Below are 20,255 nucleotides of genomic sequence, written 5' to 3' on the forward strand. Positions count from 1 at the left end.
CTCCTAAAAAAGTGCGTAATCAATTCTGACTTACTCGATTTCTTCGACAATAATGTTATGATTTGTGAACACGCAAATTTCAGCGGCTGTTGTAAGTGCAGCATGTGCAATCTCTTTGGCACTGAGCGCTGGCGCATGACGATATAATGCTCTTCCTGCTGCCAATGCGAAACTGCCGCCAGAACCAATCGCCAGAATGCCATCGTCCGGTTCAATAATCTCCCCGTTGCCTGAGAGAAGCAATAAGCTAGTGTCATCCATAACAATCATCATCGCTTCCAATCGACGTAACACGCGATCTTGACGCCAATCCTTCGTGAGTTCGACGGCTGCGCGCTGTAAATTACCATGATGTTCTTCGAGTTTGCCTTCGAATTTTTCAAAAAGGGTAATCGCATCGGCTACTGATCCTGCAAAACCTGCGATAACTTTCCCTCTATGTAAACGCCTCACCTTTTTGGCACTGTTCTTCATAATCATATTGTTACCAAAAGTGACTTGACCATCTCCGGCTATTGCACCTTTACCTTGATGACGAATGGCAAAAATAGTTGTCGCATGAAATTGCGCCTGACTGGCATCCATCTCTTCTCACTCCTCCAATGGAATCATACACCGTGTAAACAATTTCTTGACTTGGTTTCGACCTAATAAAAAGAGATAAACCTCTAGCGAGGTCAATTTCACAAATTAGACCGCATCTAGAGGTAAATGTATGAGAATACGAATGAATAATAATTCAAAACATTATTATAGTAACACACTGAATAGTGAGATTACAACTTATTCTGCTATTGTTTTCGAAAAATTCTGAATACTCTCAATCGCCCGATTAGCCAACTTCTCGTATTTTTCTTTTTTGTTGCGAATTCGCTCCGGAAGTTGTGGAAGTAATCCGAAATTAGCATTCATAGGCTGAAAATGTTTAAAGTCAGCTGTCGTAATGTAATGAGCCATGCTGCCTAACGTTGTTTCCTCAGGAAGTACCAAACAAGGTTCCCCTTTTGCTAATCGACCAGCATTAAGTCCAGCAATTAAACCGGATGCGGCAGATTCCACATAACCTTCAACACCTGTCATTTGTCCAGCAAAAAACAGATTCTCACGATGCTTGTACTGGTAAGTCGGCTCAAGAAGCTTCGGTGAATTGATAAAAGTATTGCGATGCATAACGCCATAACGGACGAACTCTGCTTGTTCCAACCCAGGAATCAAAGACAGAACACGTTTTTGCTCGCCCCACTTCAAATGGGTTTGGAAACCAACCAAGTTATATAAGGTTCCCGCGGCATTATCTTGACGAAGCTGTACAACGGCGTGTGGCAGCTTTCCAGTGTGCGGGTTAATTAGTCCAACCGGCTTCATTGGCCCGAACAACACCGTCTGCCTACCGCGCTTGGCCATTACCTCTAAGGGCATGCAGCCTTCGAAATAGATCTCTTTCTCGAATTCCTTAAGTTCTGCTACTTCTGCCGTTATTAAGGCTTCGTAGAAAACATTGAATTCCTCTTCTGTCATCGGACAATTGAGGTAAGCTGCCTCACCTTTGTCATATCGAGAAGCCAGGTAAACTTTATTCATATCAATGGAATCTTTCTCTATAATCGGTGCTGCCGCATCATAGAAGTACAGGTATTCCTCACCCATCAGCCCTTTAAGTTGGTTCGACAAATCTGGTGAAGTTAACGGACCCGAGGCTACCACGGTGATGCCCTCCGGCAAAACCTGCACTTCCTCGTTGATGACCTCAATTAGCGGATGGTTACGCAGCGTTTGTGTAACCGCTTGTGAGAACCCATCACGGTCAACGGCCAAAGCTCCACCTGCCGGTACAGCATGCTGGTCAGCGCATGAGAGAATTAAGGAGTCCATTCGTCTCATCTCTTCTTTCAATACGCCAACAGCATTTGTCAAACCATTGGATCTAAGGGAGTTACTGCACACCAACTCTGCAAACTGATCTGTTATGTGAGCTGGTGTTTTACGGACATTACGCATTTCGTATAAAGTAACAGGGACACCTTGACGTGCAATCTGCCAAGCTGCTTCACTTCCAGCGAGTCCTGCTCCGATGACTGTTACTCTTGGGTATTCTGGCAAAATCGGACACCTCTAATCTTTCATATCGTCGTTCTGATCTTCATTTACTTCTTCTTTATGGTCGCATTTCGTACATTGAATGCTGATGCCATTTTTACTTCTTTTCTCGATCATCATCGAGCTGCAGACTGGACATGGCTTGTTAACAGGCTTATCCCACGAGACAAAATCACAAGTTGGATATTGATCACAGCCATAGAATACTCTGCCCTTCTTACTTCTGCGTTCTACAATCTTACCAGTATGGCAGGTTGGGCATGTGACACCGATATCTTTGATAATTGGCTTCGTATTACGGCATTCCGGGAATCCGGAGCAAGCCAGGAACTTACCGAAGCGTCCCATTTTATAAACAAGATGCTTACCGCATTTCTCGCAGATCTCATCAGATACTTCATCCTGAATTTCAATTTCCTTCATTTCTTCTTCGGCAAATTCAAGCCGTTTCTCAAAGGAAGTATAGAATGTATCCAGGACTCTTACCCAATCCTCTTTACCTTCTTCTACAAAGTCAAGTTCCTCTTCCATATGCGCTGTGAATTCAACATCGAGAATTTCTGGAAAGAACTCATGCATTAATTGAATGACAAGCTCGCCTAACTCAGTAGGAACGAATTTTTTCTCTTCGATCGCAACGTAACCACGCTTCTGTATCGTTTCCAGCGTCGGTGCGTACGTACTTGGTCGGCCAATGCCCATTTCCTCGAGTGCTCTCACTAAACGGGCTTCCGTATACCGTGGAGGCGGTTGAGTAAAGTGTTGTTTGGGGTCAATGCTTTGTTTGTCCAAAACATCGCCTTTGGATAACGGCGGAAGCAATTTATCCTCTTCTGTCGTTCCATCATCATTACTTTCAACGTAAACCTTCATAAATCCGGCAAACTTCATTTTGGAACCGTTCGCCCGGAATACGGTTTCACCTGCGGTCAAATCGATGGTCATCGTATCCAAGATGGCGGATGACATTTGACTAGCAACAAAACGATCCCATACGAGTTTGTAGAGACGATATTGATCTCTACTAAGGAATTCTTTCAACTGTTCAGGTTCACGAAGCACTGAGGTTGGCCTGATTCCTTCATGTGCATCTTGTGCATTTGCATTCTTTTTCGTGTAAACACGGGGTGTTTCTGGATAAAAGGCTGCACCGTATTTCATCTGAATAAACTCTCTAGCTTCTTCTTGGGCGACAGGTGAAATCCGTGTTGAATCCGTACGCATGTACGTAATTAAACCAACCGTACCTTCTTTCCCCAAGTCTATTCCTTCATATAACTGCTGCGCCACTGACATCGTCTTAGACGCCCGGAAGTTCAATTTACGTGCCGCTTCTTGCTGCATGGAGCTCGTAATGAATGGAGGAGACGGGTTACGCCCACGCTCTTTCTCCTTCACTTCTTTGACGGTAAACTTACCGTTGCCCATTGCAGCTAAAATCTCGTTAACATCATCTTGCGAATGCAGTTCCTTCTTCTCGCCGTTAATGCTGTGGTACTTCGCTTCAAATCCTGTCTTTCCCGCATCCAACAGAGCTGTAATGGACCAGTATTCTTCAGGCTCAAAAGCTTTAATTTCATTCTCTCGATCTTGAATCAGTCTAACTGCGACGGACTGTACACGACCTGCTGATAAACCTTTCTTTACTTTTTTCCAAAGTAAAGGGCTTATTTTATAACCTACAAGTCGATCCAATATCCGTCTAGCCTGCTGTGCGTTAACAAGATCCTGATTAATGCGGCGAGGTGTTTTAAAAGCATCCTTCACAGCATCCTTCGTAATTTCATTAAACACAACACGGCACAGTTCATCTGCACCAACATCCAAATAATGCGCTAAATGCCAGGCAATCGCTTCACCTTCACGATCCGGGTCAGCTGCGAGATATATTTTTTTTACTTTTTTACTAGCATCTTTTAACTCTTTTAATATAGAACCTTTACCACGGATAGTTATGTATTTAGGCTCAAAGTTACGATCTACTTCAACGCCAATTTGGCTTTTCGGAAGGTCGCGAATATGACCCATCGAGGCTTTTACGATAAATTTGCTGCCTAAATATTTGCCGATGGTTTTGGCTTTAGCTGGTGACTCAACAATCACTAATGAATCTGCCATGATCGTCCTTCCTCCCCTCTTAATTTCAAGGTTAAGTCTATTGGCGAGAAGAAAAACTCCTTGAATAGCCTATGCTTGGATGTAGGTAGAACCTGGAAGCTGTTTAATCGCCTTTTTCAATAGTAAAGATAACAGAACTGCATGCAAATGTCCAAACGTAAATTGTCCGTCCTCCATTAGAGCATCAATCGAAATGGGTTCATTCGACAACTTACGGAAAATTTCGCCTTCCTCGTCCGAAAGTGAAAATAATGTCAACGGCTTGTTTAAAGCACGCTTTTCATCTGAACTAATCATATAGTTGTAGTCGTCTACAATCTCTTCCACACGGGTAACTAATTTAGCACCATCCTTTAAAAGCCTATGAACGCCACTGCTTACGCGGGAATTAATAGGCCCTGGAATAGCGAATACATCCCGTGATTCCTCGAGAGCAAACTCTACCGTTATCAGCGATCCGCTGTCCTCAGCTGCCTCAACAACCGTGACGCCTAATGACAATCCCGCTATAATGCGGTTTCGCTGCGGAAACATACCAGGCTTCATCCCTGTACCAATAGGGTATTCAGAAATGATAACTCCTTCTTGCTCAATGTTTCGAAATAATAAAGCATTCTCACGTGGGTAGATCTGATTGATAGCGCAACCAAGAACAGCTACCGTCTTCGACTTTCCTTGCAATGCACCGATATGAGCTTTGCTGTCAATTCCTCTAGCCAGCCCGCTGACAATACCGAATCCAGCTCGCGAAAGTGCAGCTGCCCACTCCTCTGCAATCTTTTTCCCATAAAGCGTTGGCGTACGGGTACCGACCATTCCTAATAGTCGTCCATTCAGTAGGGCAGGTTTGCCTTTCACATATAAAACCCAAGGAGGCTGCGCAATTTCTTTCAATATTTGAGGGTATTCCTCATCCAAAATCGTAAGAATTTGAATGGATTGCTTCATATATAATTGAAGCTTTTCCTCAATGAAGGCATGAGTAAATTGCGAGGCAATTCCCTCAGCTACAGAAGCACGAATACCTCGAGCAGCAATTTCCTCTGCGGAGAGTTCAAATAAAACTTGTAGGTCTGGAAACCGATTAACGAGCTGAAGCATGGTTTTCCAGCCGACCCCTTCAAGTTCATGAAGGCCAAATAAAATGATTCGATTATCCATTAGTATATACACTCCTTACTCGAATGACAAATCTTTGCAAAGCTAGAAAAACAAAAAACCTCCCAAATCCCTGTTTAAGGGAGATGGAAGGTTGCTTACCTTCGAAAAGATGAGACTATTTTTTTGTGATAACTTTGTCAAGCATACCTTTTTCTTCAAGGACGCTTACAAGTGTTGAACCCATTTCAGATGGAGTAGCCGCTACGCGGATTCCGCATCTTTCCATTGTTGCAACTTTCTCAGCAGCTGTACCTTTACCACCGGAAATAATCGCACCGGCATGGCCCATACGTTTTCCTGGAGGTGCAGTTTTACCGCCGATGAAACCAACAACTGGCTTCGTCATGTTTGCAGCAACCCACTCAGCCGCTTCTTCTTCTGCTGTTCCACCGATCTCACCGATCATGATTACAGCATAAGTGTCCGGATCGTCATTGAAACGTTTGAGGATGTCGATAAACTCAGAACCTTTTACAGGGTCTCCACCGATACCAACAGCGGAAGATTGTCCAATACCGCGAGTTGTTAATTGGTGAACGGCTTCGTATGTTAGCGTCCCGGAACGGGAAACAACACCTACGTGACCTGGTGTATGGATGTAACCTGGCATGATGCCGATTTTGCACTCGCCTGGTGTGATAACGCCTGGGCAGTTAGGTCCGATAAGAACCGTTCTTTTGCCTTCCATGTAACGCTTCACGTTAACCATGTCAAGCACAGGAATACCTTCAGTGATACAGATAACGAGATCAAGATCAGCGTCAACTGCTTCGATAATGGATTCAGCTGCAAAAGCAGGTGGTACATAAATAACAGATGCTGTTGCACCAGTTGCATTTTTAGCTTCGATGACTGTGTTGAAAACTGGAAGTTGAACGAGTTCACCGTTTTCCAGTGTGATGTCTACTTTTGTTCCGCCTTTACCTGGGGTTACGCCACCAACCATTTGTGTGCCGTATTCAAGACCGCCTTTGGTATGAAACAAACCCGTAGCGCCGGTAATCCCTTGAGTAATGACTTTTGTATGTTTATTGACCAAAATACTCATGATCTTTTGTTCACATCCCCTATATTATTTAAAACCGCACGGGTTTAATTATTTCACAAGTGCAACGATTTTTTGAGCACCGTCTGCCATGGAGTCAGCAGCAACAATGTTCAAGCCGGATTCGTTAAGAATCTTTTTACCAAGTTCCACGTTTGTTCCTTCAAGACGAACAACAAGCGGACGGGAAAGACCAAGTTCTCTAGCTGCAGCAACAACGCCATCAGCGATTACGTCACAACGCATGATTCCGCCGAAGATGTTAACGAAAATCCCTTTAACTTGCTCATCGGACAAGATGATTTTGAATGCTTCTGTAACTTTCTCTTTCGTAGCACCGCCCCCTACGTCAAGGAAGTTGGCAGGGTCTCCGCCGTAGTGCTTGATGATGTCCATAGTAGCCATCGCAAGTCCTGCGCCGTTAACCATACAACCGATATTACCGTCAAGAGCAATGTAGCTCAAATCATATTTGGAAGCTTGGATTTCTTTCGCATCTTCCTCTTCAAGATCGCGAAGTTCAACGATGTCTTTATGACGGAATAGAGCGTTAGAATCGAAGTTCAATTTAGCATCAAGAGCCATAACGTCGCCGGAACCAGTAACAACCAATGGGTTGATCTCAGCGATGGAGCAATCTTTTTCTACAAACGCTTTGTAAAGCGCAAGCATGAATTTAACTGCTTTGTTAACCAGTTCGTTAGGAATGTTGATGGAGTAGGCAAGTCTGCGAGCTTGGAAAGATTGAAGACCGATCGCAGGATCTACTACTTCTTTGAAAATTTTCTCAGGAGAGTGCTCAGCAACCTCCTCAATTTCCGTACCGCCCTCTTCAGAAGCCATCAAAACGACGCTACCTGTAGCACGGTCAACAACAACACCAACATAATATTCTTTTTTAATGTCACAACCTTCTTCGATCAAAAGGCGTTTAACTTCTTTACCTTCAGGACCTGTTTGGTGAGTGACAAGCACTTTGCCAAGAATTTCGCTAGCATATGTACGAACTTCGTCGAGGTTTTTAGCTACCTTAACGCCGCCTGCTTTACCGCGACCTCCGGCATGAATTTGCGCCTTAACTACGACGACGGATGTTCCGAGTTCTTTTGCAGCTGCAACAGCTTCATCTACGGTGAAAGCAACTTTCCCGTTAGGAACGCTGACTCCGTACTGTCTCAGGACTTCTTTGCCTTGGTACTCATGGATATTCATTTCCTAAAATCCTCCTATCAGTATGGACTTTCTATACGTGCTATACAGGGGAAAAAGTGTAATTTCCTATGTGTGTTGTGCACGAAATAAATCTTGCTGCCGGAATTAGTATCACACTTCTTCACAAGCCCTAACCATTGTATCACTAATTTTCGACAGTTTCCTTATTTTTTTCGTTAATTCATTCAAATTTTCCTTTCACTCTGAAAAACTTTAGCTATCACTTATAGCCATTAAACGCCCTCATATGTGTTTAAATGACAAAAACCCTCATAAAAAAGACGTATTTCTCAAAACTTGAAAAATACGTCCAACTTATTATTTGTCAATAATGTGGCGTTGTCGGCGTGTTCACTCGCGGTTCGCGCTCTGCTTGTTTGATAAATCTCAATTCATTCCCTGTAAAGCTGCAAACAAGACATTGAATCATCGGCTCTTCCTCAGGAACTGCGTTAGGATCGTTGAATTCCGTTATATTGCCGGACAAAGCATCCTTCAGAAACGACTGCGCATAGCTGGTAATCACACTAAATTTGATACGATTAGAACGGCAGTTTGGACAAAAATACGGCTTCTCCTGCATATCATCACCTCATCTTCCAGTATGTGCATATTGACTTTATTTAAAACGTTCTAAGGCTATTTATGGATTGCGTAAATTTTCCATATTCTATACAATAGAGGAAATTAAAAGGATCAATAAGGAAGCACCTTTTATCCTCATGAACAGTAGTTTAGCTGCTGCTCTATTAAGGAGAGGAAGGTGTTTTATTGTATGTACGGCAAAGTTTGGAGCGCCTGCTTGCAGGGAATTGAAGGAAGAACAATTGAAGTAGAGGTAGACATCTCAAATGGTTTACCTCAGATGAATTTGGTCGGGCTGCCAGATTCCGCTATTCGGGAATCAGTGGAGAGAGTTCGCACTTCTATCAAAAATAGCGGGTTTACTTTCCCGATGGATCGAATCACTGTGAATCTAGCACCAGCAGACTTGCGCAAAGAGGGCTCCTCTTTCGATTTGGCTATTGCTGTTGCTATTTTACTAACTACCGGTCAAGTGAGCAGTGAATCCTTACAGATGACCTTATTTTTGGGAGAATTAGCATTGGATGGATCACTCAGACCCATCCCAGGCGTGTTATCTATGACGCATGCAGCGAAGAAGTTAGGCATCAACCGAGTGTGCGTCCCTCTCCCCAATGCCTCTGAAGCTGCATTAATTGACGGTGTGGAAGTTTGCGGAATAACCAATCTCTCAGATTTTAGAAATTGGAACCGACAATCTCCTCACGAGTATCTATTTAATGTTAATAAAAGTATTCTCAATGAGCATTCGACAAATTTCTCGACAACTCCCCATGATGTCGACGATTATGCTGATGTAAACGGGCAGCACCAAGTCAAACGAGCGATGATGATAGCTGCTGCAGGCATGCATAATATCCTTTTAATTGGCCCGCCTGGAACCGGTAAAACCATGTTGGTAAAGCGTATGCCTTCCATTTTACCACCCATGTCAGATCATGAAGCGCTTGAGGTTACCAAAATATACAGTGCCTCAGGTAAGCTCATAGATCGCTCTTCACTGATGCGCACTCGATCATTTCGAGCTCCTCACCACACCATATCGGCTGCAGGGCTCGTCGGAGGTGGAACCATACCAAAACCAGGTGAAGTCAGCTTAGCTCACCGAGGAATTTTATTTCTGGACGAGCTGCCTGAGTTTACACGAAATGCACTGGAGGTCCTTAGACAGCCACTTGAGGAGCGCTCTGTTACAATCGCTAGGGCACGAGCCGTGTACACATTTCCTTCGCAATTTATTTTAGCTGCTGCTATGAATCCTTGTCCTTGTGGTTATTATGGAGCTGAAAATGAAGCAAATGCCTGCATCTGCTCGCATGCGAAAATTCTTCAATACCGCTCCAAAATATCCGGCCCTCTGCTCGATCGCATTGATCTCCATGTCGAGGTACCTAAACCTAGTTATGCTCAGCTGAAGGAATACACTCTAAGTAATCCTTTATCATCCACGGAAATGCTGGAGAAAGTTTTAATTGCTCATCAGCGACAGCAGGAGCGCTATGTGGGTACTGGCATTCAGCATAATAATGAATTAAGTGGTAACCGGATGAGGCAAATTTGCCATTTAACTATTGAAGGAGAGCAGTTGCTGAGTGCATCCTTTGAGGCGCTTGGACTTAGTGCTAGAGCACATGACCGGATTCTCCGCTTAGCCTTAACGATTGCAGATTTAGAGGAGAGCGATCATATTCTGTCCCATCACCTAGCTGAGGCCATCCAATACCGGAATCTCGATAAGCAGCAAAAAGAGCAAGATGGATGACGCAAATAAGAGCCTTCGCCCCGCTCGTCTTTTCAACGATCGAGCTCAAAAGGCTCCTTCAATATGTTCAATTTGATGCGTAACTCCGTCTAAGGATATCTCGACGGCAATGACATCAAAACGAACGGAATTCTCATATTTTTGAAAGCGATGCAAGTAAAATTGTGCCGTTTCTTTCACTTTAAGTTGCTTGCGGATATCAACGGATTCTTTGGCAAGCCCAAAACGGCCAGTCGTACGTCTTGTTCTGGCCTCAATAAATATGAGCGTACCTGCTTGCTCAGCTATGATATCAAGTTCTCCCGTACGACAGCTCCAGTTTCGTTCCAAAATCCGATAGTCCCTGTTGCTCAAAAATGCTTCCGCCGCATCTTCGCCAAGCTTACCTAGCAGCTTTCTGTTATCTTTACCTTGTCCCTTCATTAGCCGTCCCTCTGGGATCGCATCCGGTTATCTGATCGATAGATAAAGCTTAGCACTTCAGCCACCAACTGATACAGCTCAGGAGGGATTTCCTGATCCAGGTCCAGCTTGGATAACACCTCAACTAAAGAAGAATCTTCTTGAACAGGAATTCCATTATCCTTAGCTTTTTGCAATATAGCTTCAGCCACATGCCCTTTGCCTTTGGCAATTAGGGTTGGAGCTTTCTGCGCTTCAGGTGAATAGCGAAGTGCCACTGCCTTTTTGATCGGCGTGGGTTCAGGGGCTCCGGCTGTATGTCTTTGCTTGGTCATGCCCGAAAGTCTACCCCCTTGTACGTTTTTGGGAGGTATAGCGAGCGAAGATCTGCTCGACCATCTGTGACTGCCTTCACTTTTCCCTCATCGTCGTTTCGTACAGGCTGTGGATAGGGTGAGCATTTCAAGGAAATAAACTGATACCCAGCCTTGTTCATTGCCAATGTTATTTCTTCCTTGGACTCCTCCATCATAGGAGCTAATGCTGGATGATCATTATGAATCGTTAATGAGACGATCTTATTTACGACGTGTACATCAACTAAAGTATTTCCCATGATTTTCATCTGTAGATCAAATAATAAACGACAGTTGTTTGCATCTACCTCACCGCGTTTGCCTTTGCGGGATTGGATATGAATCGCTGCAGATTGCTGACCTGTTCCATCCATAAAAGGAACAAATAAGGTCATATGAGCAAACATGGCGGATTTGTCACCCGTCAACATCAACTGTTGACCCGTGATTTGCCCGACCGCTTGCTGCGCCGCCTCTCTCAGTGGCGCGGGTGTATCACTAGAAGCTGTAAGTTGTAAAAGCAGGCTCTTCAGTGTCTCAGCAGCAGGCTTAGCCGTGTCGTCCTGCTGAGAAGTCATAGCAATCAGATTAGGCAGCTGATCGTCCTTAAGGAGCCGGCCGCGTTGCATGCCGTCTCCGCGCTCATCCAGCTTCGCTGCCAGATGAGCCTCATGCTCAACGCCAACGGCTTTGAGCATCCTGCTGATCCAGTTAGGCTCTGGATCAGCCTCGGCCTTTAGAGGCGCGCTGCTACGCGCCTCTAAAGGCTCTGCCGCCTTCTGCTTCGCAGGCGGCTGCTGCACGGGCGAACCCGCCACCGGCGGTTCGCCTTCTCTCAATGGCTCAGCGCTGCGCGCCTGAGCCTCCAGCACGGCCGCCGCCCTTGCGCGGGCGGCCTGCGGTTGCGCCGCCGGCTGCGCCGGGGCGGCGGCAAGCTCCACGTCCGCTGGCGCTGCAGCGGGCGGAGTTGTTGCTGGCGGCGGCCCTGCGGGAGCCGCCGTCCCACTGCCGCCAGCCTGCGAAGCAGCTGGCGGAGCCGCGGCCGACGCCTCCGGCGGCCGCGCGGGCCAGACAGCTGCGGCGGAAGCCCGCAGCTCTTTCAGCAGCGCGACCACCTGCTTCGCGGTGTCGGCAGCGGGATGCTGCGGCTCCTGCTCGAGCAAGCTCGCTGCCTGCTGCTCCAGCTGATCTAGCACTTTCCCTACGGGAGGACCGGAAGTAACCTGCCTCAAAGCCCCTACCGTTTCCTGTGTAAGGGGTAATCCCTTTTTATAGGCCAGAACAGCAGCCTGTGCCCACTCTTCCTTATTCACACCTTCAGGCATGCTACTCATTAATGTTTCAAAAGCTTTTACAGTTTCTTTTGAAACCGGAACGCCTTCCTGCTGCATATGCTGAACCATTTGACGATTGCCTGCCGTATCCTTAACTGAGAAGGCCTTAAGAAGATCACCAAGAGAATCTTCTGTAATTTGTACGCCCGATGCCGTCAACGGCTTTAACATAATTTGTCCGCCGCTTGATTCCGGTTGAACCTGCAGGTAAGTCACATCTCCTTGCTTAAGAGGAGTTTCTAGTTTGGCTCTGACCTGTACACCGCCTATATTAAGCAGAGCCTCTTGATCACTAAGCAGTTGGAGAACGACGCCTTTCACAATTTGTCCAACTTTTAGTTCTAGCACTTTGCTATCCGAAGCGGTTAAATCACCCACCAGGCTGCGAATTAATCCACTTATGTTCATCCCGTTCACCTCAAGTCTCTCTAACACTTATGTATATTATCGGCTGCTTCTCGCGATTTCTTAATAAGATGCGGTTAGATGAAATCCAGTTCCAACTGTTCAGACTGCGGCTGTGTTTCTTTCTCTTCCAGCTGAGCCATTACTTTACGTATGAACAATTTTCGATGAAGAGCCGTCGGACCATAGCGCAAAAGCATCTCTCTATGGTGCTTTGTGGCATAACCTTTATGTACGGCAAGTCCATACTCGGGATATTGCTCATCCCAATCAACACACATCCGATCCCTCGTCACTTTGGCGATAATTGATGCTGCTGCAATGGATTGACTTAACGCATCTCCATGTATAATAGCGGTTTGTGGAATATCCAAATCTACGATTTCAGCATCCACAAGCAAATAATCCGGTACTTGGCTTAACTTCTCGACAGCCATCTTCATAGCCAATCTAGCGGATTGTTTAATATTAATGGCTTCAATCTTATCAACATCAACGATGCCAACCCCTACAGCTAGAGCTTCTTCCATAATCTGCTCGTAGAGGGCATCCCGTTTTTTCTCAGAGAGTTTCTTGGAATCATTAACTCCTTCTAATACATAGCCTTGAGGAAGAATCACAGCTGCCGCAACGACATCACCGAACAAACAACCTCTTCCTACCTCATCGATCCCGGCAACAAGGCTGAATCCTTGCTCCCATACTTCTTTTTCGTGCTCCAGCAATGAATTTCGCCCCTTTCCATCTCATCATTATAAGGGATTGCCGCTTCGTCAAGCTATACCCATTTTTTTCTGCCTAAAAAGCAAAAAACCACTTACGGTCCCGCCTTACCAGCTAGGTCCGAAAGTGGCTATTTTCTTTGTATCACTGAGGCTTTTCCAAGGAAATACGCCCCATTTTACCTGCTCGAAGATCACGTATGATAATTAAGGAAGCTTTATCTAGATCCACTTTACCACCACTTACGATGGCTCCGCGTTTCCGACCGATTGCTTCCATTACTTTAACCACTTCCTGTATGTTCTCCATATCCTCTGGAAGGTTGGTTACTCCGAATCGCTCTTGAAGAGCTGCACCATAATGTTCAACCATGTAACGGACAACAAAAAGCGCAATATCATCCAAATGCAACAATTCTTCTTTAATCGCACCGGTCGCTGCAAGACGTTGACCAACCAATTGATCCTCGAATTTCGGCCACAAAATACCTGGCGTATCCAGCAAATCCATCTCAGTTCCGACTTTAATCCACTGTTGACCTTTGGTAACACCTGGCTTATCGCCCGTTGCTGCGATTTTCTTACCCGCCAACTGATTGATGAGCGTTGATTTCCCAACGTTTGGAATGCCTACGATGAGTGCCCTTACAGCACGAGGATTAATTCCTCTGCTGATTTGACGTTCAATTTTATGTGCCCACAGCTGTTTTACGCGGGGTAAGATTTCTTTGGTCGCAGTTCCAGTGGCTGCATCAATAGGCAAAGCAGGCAGTCCTTGATCTGCAAAATACTTAACCCACTGCGCTGTCACTTGAGGATCCGCCAGATCGTTTTTATTCAAAAGGACTAACCGAGGTTTGCCCTTCAAAATTTCATCTACCATTGGGTTCCGGCTGGAAAGCGGTACGCGGGCATCCAAGAGCTCAATGACGACATCAATTAGCTTAAGCTTGTCTTCAATCTGCCTTCGAGCTTTGGTCATGTGACCGGGAAACCATTGAATGGTCATTCTATTTCACCTCAAAAATGTATAAAACTAATTTTGTTCAGCGGCCAGAAAATAACTTCCGCACGGCCAACAACTTTTTCGAATGGAACGAAACCTACACTTTTAGCTCGGCTATCTTTCGAGTTAGGACGATTATCCCCCATTGCAAAAAGCTCTCCATCTGGTACTTTCGTTTCCGGAAAGTCTGACAATGTATTATAAGCATGTCCTTCTTTATTCGCTTGCTCGATAGCTTCCTTGATGAATGGCTGATCAATCTCTTGACCATTAATAAATACTTTATCACCTGTTACCTTAACGGTTTCACCTGGGAGTGCGATCACACGTTTAATGTAATCTTTCCCCTCCGGTGCGTGGAAAACGATAACTTCTCCCCGCTTCGGTGAGCGAATGTCATAAACAATTTTATTAACAATGAGTCGTTCGCCGGTTAAAAAATTCGGGCGCATGGAGTCACCGTCGACTATGAAAGGTGAGAACAGGAACCAGCGAATGATAATAACGAGCACTCCCGCGATTACTAACGCTTTGATCCATTCCCAAGTTTCGCTTTTTGCTGTTTTAGCAGGTGCTGCAGGTGTAGTTTCCGCGGTCGTAACTGAGCTTATTCTAGGCTGATCTTGCTCATTCTGTTCCATCACTGATTGCCTCTTTTCCAGTTTTGGTTATATGTATTAGATTGCCCTACAAAAATGAAAAGGAGACTTGCCTGAACAAGCCCCCCGTTTTCTTATCGAATTTCTTTGATTCTTGCTGCTTTACCACGAAGACCACGCAGATAATAAAGTTTCGCACGACGAACTTTACCACGGCGAGCCACTTCAATCTTCTCAATCTTCGGAGAATGGAATGGGAAAGTTCTTTCCACACCCACACCGTAAGAAATTTTACGAACTGTAAACGTTTCGCTGATTCCACCGCCGTGGCGTTTAATAACAACACCTTCGAACAGCTGAATACGCTCACGTGTACCCTCGATAACTTTTACGTGTACTTTAAGTGTGTCTCCTGGACGGAAATTAGGAATATCCGTACGGAGTTGCTCTTTCGTAATCTCTTGAATAAGATTCATAGTTGACTCCCTCCTTCCACACAGGTGTTCATTCCGCTTATCTACATAGTATGTCTTAGCTGTTATGCGTAGAGGACCACCAGACTCGAACTGTTGAAAAATTCACAACAGAATATATATTATCATAGACAGAAGAGAAATTCAATAGAGAAGTTTTTGGGGGCTACTTCATTTGTTTTTCTCTTGCCATTCCATGATCCAAATCTTTTCTTCTTTGGACAACTCTCTACTTTCAAGCAAATCAGGACGACGCTCAAGGGTACGAAGGATGGATTCCTTCCGGCGCCAGCGCTTTACGTTCTCATGATGACCTGATAAAAGCATCTCAGGCACTTCCCAGTCTCTGAACTTAGCAGGCCTTGTATAGTGAGGGTACTCCAGTAGGCCTGTGGAGAACGAATCCGTCACCGCTGACATCTCATTGCCCAGCACACCAGGCAGCAGCCTCACTACGCTGTCTATGACCACCATAGCAGGCAATTCTCCACCAGTTAATACATAATCACCTATGGATAGCTCATCGGTCACTAGATACTGCCTAATGCGTTCATCGTAGCCCTCATAGTGACCACAAATGAACACAAGATGCTCTTCGCTCGAAAGTTCTTCGGCAATTTTCTGCGAATACGGCGTCCCCTGTGGACACATGAGAATGACACGCGGCTTTGCTGGTTCCTGTCCTGCCTCTTGATGCTTAGGTAAATCCTCCACTGCGGCAAAAATCGGCTCTGGCTTCAGAACCATTCCACCGCCACCGCCGTAGGGATAATCATCGACGGTATTATGTTTGTTATTGGAGTACTCACGAAAATTCACGGTGTTTAGACTAACAATTCCCTTGTCACGAGCTTTCCCCAAAATGCTCGACGAAAATACGCCGTCAAACATTTCTGGAAACAAGGTTAATACGTCGATTCTCATTCCATTAGTCCTTCCATCAAATGAATCCGGATTGTTTTGGAAGCAATATCCACATCCAGGACCACATCATCAATCACAGGAAGCAGCAGCTGTTTGCCCTTAGGCAGGTCCACAACCCAAACGTCATTGGCGCCAGGTGTCAAAACTTCAGAAACAAGCCCTAGTTCCTGGCCTTCCTCCGTTACGACTTTACAGCCAATAATCTCATGGTAATAGTATTCTCCCTCTTCCAAGGGTTGTTGATTCTTAGCTTCGATTTTTAGCAGTGAACCTTTGTATTTCTCAACCTCATTAATGTTGCTGAACTGCGCAAATTGGACGATAAATACATTTTTATGTAAGCGGGAGGTTTGAACCGTCACCGGCGTTTGCTTATTTTGAGGATCAACAATGATTAATGTATTTCCTTTATCAAAACGTTCTGGGAAATCAGTTTCTGGAACTATTTTCAATTCCCCACGAATCCCGTGGGTATTTGCGATTAAACCAACAGTTATTAGTTTCTCGGTCATTTGCGCTTGCCCAACCTCCACTATAATTTACCTTCCAAGACCATATAAGAAAAAGGCTAGGAACTGAATCCTAACCTAGTTTCTTATGAAACGATTTCAACGGCTACCCGCTTCGTTTCTTTCACTGCTGCTGACGTGACGACTGTGCGGAGCGATTTCGCAATCTTGCCCTGCTTCCCGATCACTTTACCGACATCGTCGGGGTGAACAGACAGCCTGTACTCAATTTTGTCATCCTTCTCCACGACAACGACACGTACTTCTTCCGGATGATCAACAAGAGCCTTAGCAATAACGGTGATAAGATCCTTCATGAACCCACCCTCCGAAAGATAACAGATTACTTCTGCAATTTCAGCTCGTGAAACTTAGTCATCAAACCTGCTTTGGAGAACAGGCTGCGAACTGTATCGGACGGTTGAGCGCCAGTTTGAAGCCATTTCAGCGCTTTTTCCTCATCAAGGGTTACAGCTGCTGGTTCTGCGATCGGGTTATAAGTTCCGATTTCTTCGATAAAACGACCATCACGCGGGGAACGGGAATCCGAAACCACCACACGGTAGAAAGGAGCTTTATGAGCGCCTACACGTTTAAGACGAATACGTACTGCCATGAAAAATCACCTCCTACTTAGAATAAAAAACATTATTTAAAAGGGAAATTTAAATCCCTTGCCTAACTTCTTCATGCCTTTGGCGCCTTTCGGCCCCATCATACCCGAAAACTGCTTCATCATTTTGCGCATATCATCGAACTGTTTAATGAAACGGTTGACCTCTTGAACCGAGTTACCACTGCCTAGTGCAATCCGTTTGCGACGGTTTGCATTTAAAAGCTCAGGCTTGCGTTTCTCTTCCTTCGTCATCGACTTCACAATCGCTTCAACACGTGCCATCTGTTTGTCGTCGACTTTCATATCTTTCATGCCTTTGATCTTGTTCGCGCCTGGCAGCATCTCCAGAATCTGATCAAGCGGACCCATCTTCTTCACTTGCTCCATCTGATCAAGGAAATCCTCGAAAGTGAATTCGGCGTTGCGCATTTTGCGTTCCATTTCTTTCGCCTTGTCCATATCGATACCAGCTTGCGCTTTCTCAATCAAAGTTAACATATCGCCCATGCCAAGAATTCTTGACGCCATACGATCCGGGAAGAATGGTTCTAACGCGTCCATCTTCTCGCCACTTGCTACGAACTTAATCGGGCAACCCGTAACGGCCTTGACAGATAACGCCGCGCCACCGCGGGTATCGCCATCCAACTTGGTTAGTACGACACCAGTGAGTTCCAACTGCTGATGGAAACTCTCAGCCACGTTGACAGCATCCTGTCCAGTCATAGAATCAACAACAAGCAGGATTTCATCAGGTTCAACGACGGAACGAATATTCTTCAGCTCATCCATCAAGTTCTCATCAATGTGCAGGCGACCCGCTGTATCAATGATCACATAGTCATTGCCGTTATCTTTCGCGTGTTGAAGTCCTGCTTTTGCAATTTCAACAGGATTTACTTGATCTCCTAGTGAAAAAACAGGAACTTTGAGCTGTTCACCGAGTACTTCTAACTGTTTGATTGCCGCAGGACGATAAATGTCACACGCAACCAACAGCGGTCTATGATTTTGCTTAAGCAGCAACTTCGCCAGTTTACCAGACGTCGTTGTTTTACCTGCCCCTTGTAAGCCTGCCATCATAATGACAGTTGGCGGGCGATTGGAGCGAGCAAGCTTGCTCTGTGTACCACCCATTAATGCCGTGAGCTCTTTGTTAACAATATCGATAACGACCATGCCTGGTGTAAAGGACTTCAGCACTTCTTGTCCGATAGCTTGTTCCTTCACCTTAGCAATAAAGTCTTTCACCACTTTAAAGTTAACGTCCGCTTCAAGCAGAGCGAGCCTTACCTCGCGAAGCGCTTCGCCTACATCTTCTTCCGTCAGCTTACCTTTGCTTCTCAGCTTGCCGAATACGTTCTGTAATCGGTTTGCTAATCCTTCAAATGCCATGCGCTTCACCTCCTGCTTAGACTTTTTTAATCGATCCCTATTATTGTATCAAAAAGCTCTGCCATTTTCCTCTTTAGCTCTGGTTCGCAGCTATCTAGCTTATAATCCAGCTCTATGCGCAGCTTCATACGTTGTTCATGCTTATGTAACAGATGCAGTTTAGCTTCATACTCCTGTAAAGTTAACTCTGCCCGTTTTATATGTTCATATACCGCTTGGCGGCTTATTTCGAAATTCTCGGCAATCTCTCCGAGTGAGTAATCATCATGAAAATACAATTGAAGGAACGTTCTCTGCTTCTCGGTTAAAAGTGCTTCATAGAAATCAAATAGCAGATTTATGCGATTTGTTTTCGCAAGCATTTGATCGATAGTCATGAACTCACCTCCGTAAAGGTTGCACCCTTGACACCAGCACAACAGAACCTATCATACTGAATTCCAAGATGAATGTCAAGCGTTTTACCTTGTCACTTCTCAAACTAAAAAATCCCCCACTAACCGACTAGCGGCAGAGGAGAATTTCGCTTATTATTCTTCTTTTTGCTCGCCGATCCATTTGCCAAATAAGGCGTGAACGAACTGTTCAGAGTCGAAGGGCTGAAGATCATCCATTTTTTCACCCAGACCGACAAACTTCACTGGCAACGATAGTTCCTGACGGATCGCCACAACAATACCGCCTTTGGCCGTCCCATCAAGTTTCGAGAGCACTAATCCGGTTAGACCAGTTTTGTCTCCGAATAGCTTAGCCTGGCTGAGCGCATTTTGCCCCGTCGTCGCGTCAAGCACAAGAATAACCTCATGAGGAGCATCTGGCACTTCACGCTGGATAACACGGTAAATTTTGTTCAGCTCTTCCATCAAATTAACTTTATTTTGCAAGCGACCTGCCGTATCACAGAGCAAAATATCCACGCCACGGGTTTTGGCAGCTTGCACAGCATCAAACATAACTGCAGCAGGATCAGCTCCGGATTGCTGCTTAATCACGTCAACTCCGACACGCTGGCCCCAAGTTTCCAACTGCTCAATCGCTCCGGCACGGAATGTGTCACCAGCAGCCATAAGCACTTTCTTCCCTTGAGATTTGAACATGTGCGCCATCTTGCCGATCGTTGTCGTCTTCCCAACCCCATTGACACCTACAAACAAGATAACCGATAGACCATTAGGGTTTAAATTCAAGCCTGCATCGGCGTCGCCCTTCAACAGCTCAATCAATTTTTCGGAAAGGATAGGCTGAAGTTCTGCGGGATCTTCGATTTTGCGTTTCTTCACTTCTGCGCGAAGCTGATCAATAAGCTTAAGAACTGTATTAACGCCTACGTCTGCGCCAATCAGAATTTCTTCCAGCTCCTCATAGAAATCTTCATCAATCTTCTTGCGGCGGCTAAATAAGTCGTCCACACGCTCAACGAACACATCTCTCGTTTTCGTTAGTCCCTCTTTGAACTTATTTGTTACCGCTTCGGCCTTGCTAGAAATGCTCTCTTTTAATCGTTTAAAAAAACTCATAGTTCCTCCCAAGGATA

Annotated in this window: 22 protein-coding genes; 1 reads left to right on the forward strand and 21 read right to left on the reverse strand. The window is 45.3% G+C overall.

What is annotated here, in order from left to right; genetic code table 11:
- Positions 1 to 30: 30 nt before the first annotated feature.
- From hslV to AC58VC_RS09265, 7 genes are all read right to left on the reverse strand, one after another.
- Entirely contained in the window at positions 31 to 585 is a 555-nt protein-coding gene (gene hslV / locus AC58VC_RS09235) for an ATP-dependent protease subunit HslV (RefSeq protein WP_497368515.1), read from the reverse strand.
- A 198-nt stretch (positions 586 to 783) separates the two neighbouring features.
- The gene (gene trmFO, locus AC58VC_RS09240; protein ID WP_497368516.1) at positions 784 to 2,100 is read right to left on the reverse strand and encodes an FADH(2)-oxidizing methylenetetrahydrofolate--tRNA-(uracil(54)-C(5))-methyltransferase TrmFO; all 1,317 of its coding nucleotides are present in this window, start codon (positions 2,098 to 2,100) and stop codon (positions 784 to 786) included.
- A gap of 12 nt (positions 2,101 to 2,112) precedes the next feature.
- Entirely contained in the window at positions 2,113 to 4,215 is a 2,103-nt protein-coding gene (gene topA / locus AC58VC_RS09245) for a type I DNA topoisomerase (RefSeq protein WP_497368517.1), read from the reverse strand.
- A 69-nt stretch (positions 4,216 to 4,284) separates the two neighbouring features.
- A complete protein-coding gene (dprA, locus tag AC58VC_RS09250) occupies positions 4,285 to 5,376 on the reverse strand; it encodes a DNA-processing protein DprA (RefSeq protein WP_497368518.1) in 1,092 nt (363 codons plus the stop codon).
- A gap of 115 nt (positions 5,377 to 5,491) precedes the next feature.
- On the reverse strand, positions 5,492 to 6,424 hold the full coding sequence (sucD, locus tag AC58VC_RS09255; protein WP_497368519.1) for a succinate--CoA ligase subunit alpha: 933 nt from the start codon (positions 6,422 to 6,424) through the stop codon (positions 5,492 to 5,494).
- Between the two features lie 48 nt (positions 6,425 to 6,472).
- On the reverse strand, positions 6,473 to 7,633 hold the full coding sequence (sucC, locus tag AC58VC_RS09260; protein WP_145656506.1) for an ADP-forming succinate--CoA ligase subunit beta: 1,161 nt from the start codon (positions 7,631 to 7,633) through the stop codon (positions 6,473 to 6,475).
- 325 nt (positions 7,634 to 7,958) lie between these two features.
- Positions 7,959 to 8,216, reverse strand: a complete 258-nt coding sequence (locus AC58VC_RS09265) for a hypothetical protein (RefSeq protein ID WP_497368520.1) — start codon at positions 8,214 to 8,216, stop codon at positions 7,959 to 7,961.
- A gap of 192 nt (positions 8,217 to 8,408) precedes the next feature.
- Between AC58VC_RS09265 and AC58VC_RS09270 the strand changes: the two genes are divergently transcribed.
- The gene (locus tag AC58VC_RS09270; protein WP_497368521.1) at positions 8,409 to 9,980 is read left to right on the forward strand and encodes a YifB family Mg chelatase-like AAA ATPase; all 1,572 of its coding nucleotides are present in this window, start codon (positions 8,409 to 8,411) and stop codon (positions 9,978 to 9,980) included.
- Positions 9,981 to 10,025: 45 nt separating this feature from the next.
- Here AC58VC_RS09270 and AC58VC_RS09275 read toward each other — a convergent pair whose 3' ends face one another.
- The 14 genes from AC58VC_RS09275 to ftsY form a co-directional block, all read right to left on the reverse strand.
- Complete coding sequence (locus tag AC58VC_RS09275) at positions 10,026 to 10,403, reverse strand: YraN family protein (RefSeq protein WP_497368522.1); 378 nt, start codon at positions 10,401 to 10,403, stop codon at positions 10,026 to 10,028.
- Positions 10,403 to 10,717, reverse strand: a complete 315-nt coding sequence (locus AC58VC_RS09280) for an EscU/YscU/HrcU family type III secretion system export apparatus switch protein (RefSeq protein ID WP_497368523.1) — start codon at positions 10,715 to 10,717, stop codon at positions 10,403 to 10,405. The genes AC58VC_RS09275 and AC58VC_RS09280 overlap by 1 nt, the downstream gene beginning before the upstream one ends.
- Complete coding sequence (locus tag AC58VC_RS09285; protein WP_497368524.1) at positions 10,714 to 12,507, reverse strand: TP0910 N-terminal domain-containing protein; 1,794 nt, start codon at positions 12,505 to 12,507, stop codon at positions 10,714 to 10,716. The genes AC58VC_RS09280 and AC58VC_RS09285 overlap by 4 nt, the downstream gene beginning before the upstream one ends.
- Positions 12,508 to 12,554: 47 nt before the next feature.
- On the reverse strand, positions 12,555 to 13,202 hold the full coding sequence (rnhB, locus tag AC58VC_RS09290) for a ribonuclease HII (RefSeq protein ID WP_497368525.1): 648 nt from the start codon (positions 13,200 to 13,202) through the stop codon (positions 12,555 to 12,557).
- A 142-nt stretch (positions 13,203 to 13,344) separates the two neighbouring features.
- Complete coding sequence (ylqF, locus tag AC58VC_RS09295; RefSeq protein ID WP_497368526.1) at positions 13,345 to 14,208, reverse strand: ribosome biogenesis GTPase YlqF; 864 nt, start codon at positions 14,206 to 14,208, stop codon at positions 13,345 to 13,347.
- 11 nt (positions 14,209 to 14,219) lie between these two features.
- Positions 14,220 to 14,846: a signal peptidase I gene (gene lepB / locus AC58VC_RS09300; RefSeq protein WP_497368527.1), complete on the reverse strand. Its 627-nt coding sequence runs from the start codon at positions 14,844 to 14,846 to the stop codon at positions 14,220 to 14,222.
- Positions 14,847 to 14,938: 92 nt separating this feature from the next.
- Entirely contained in the window at positions 14,939 to 15,280 is a 342-nt protein-coding gene (gene rplS, locus AC58VC_RS09305) for a 50S ribosomal protein L19 (protein WP_127458434.1), read from the reverse strand.
- 168 nt (positions 15,281 to 15,448) lie between these two features.
- On the reverse strand, positions 15,449 to 16,201 hold the full coding sequence (gene trmD, locus AC58VC_RS09310; RefSeq protein WP_497368528.1) for a tRNA (guanosine(37)-N1)-methyltransferase TrmD: 753 nt from the start codon (positions 16,199 to 16,201) through the stop codon (positions 15,449 to 15,451).
- Positions 16,198 to 16,713 carry a ribosome maturation factor RimM gene (gene rimM, locus AC58VC_RS09315; protein ID WP_497368529.1) on the reverse strand — a complete coding sequence of 172 codons (516 nt, stop codon included), beginning with the start codon at positions 16,711 to 16,713 and terminating at the stop codon, positions 16,198 to 16,200. Before rimM ends, trmD begins: the two co-directional genes overlap by 4 nt.
- An 83-nt stretch (positions 16,714 to 16,796) precedes the next feature.
- A complete protein-coding gene (locus AC58VC_RS09320) occupies positions 16,797 to 17,027 on the reverse strand; it encodes a KH domain-containing protein (protein WP_145656559.1) in 231 nt (76 codons plus the stop codon).
- A 26-nt stretch (positions 17,028 to 17,053) separates the two neighbouring features.
- On the reverse strand, positions 17,054 to 17,326 hold the full coding sequence (rpsP, locus tag AC58VC_RS09325; protein WP_029195333.1) for a 30S ribosomal protein S16: 273 nt from the start codon (positions 17,324 to 17,326) through the stop codon (positions 17,054 to 17,056).
- A 36-nt stretch (positions 17,327 to 17,362) separates the two neighbouring features.
- A complete protein-coding gene (ffh, locus tag AC58VC_RS09330) occupies positions 17,363 to 18,721 on the reverse strand; it encodes a signal recognition particle protein (protein WP_497368530.1) in 1,359 nt (452 codons plus the stop codon).
- 26 nt (positions 18,722 to 18,747) lie between these two features.
- Positions 18,748 to 19,098, reverse strand: coding sequence for a putative DNA-binding protein (locus tag AC58VC_RS09335; RefSeq protein ID WP_497368531.1), 351 nt, complete (start codon positions 19,096 to 19,098; stop codon positions 18,748 to 18,750).
- 153 nt (positions 19,099 to 19,251) lie between these two features.
- Positions 19,252 to 20,238 carry a signal recognition particle-docking protein FtsY gene (ftsY, locus tag AC58VC_RS09340; RefSeq protein WP_145656565.1) on the reverse strand — a complete coding sequence of 329 codons (987 nt, stop codon included), beginning with the start codon at positions 20,236 to 20,238 and terminating at the stop codon, positions 19,252 to 19,254.
- Between the last annotated feature and the right edge of the window lie 17 nt (positions 20,239 to 20,255).

It is taken from the genome of Paenibacillus sp. J22R67, assembly GCF_059692175.1.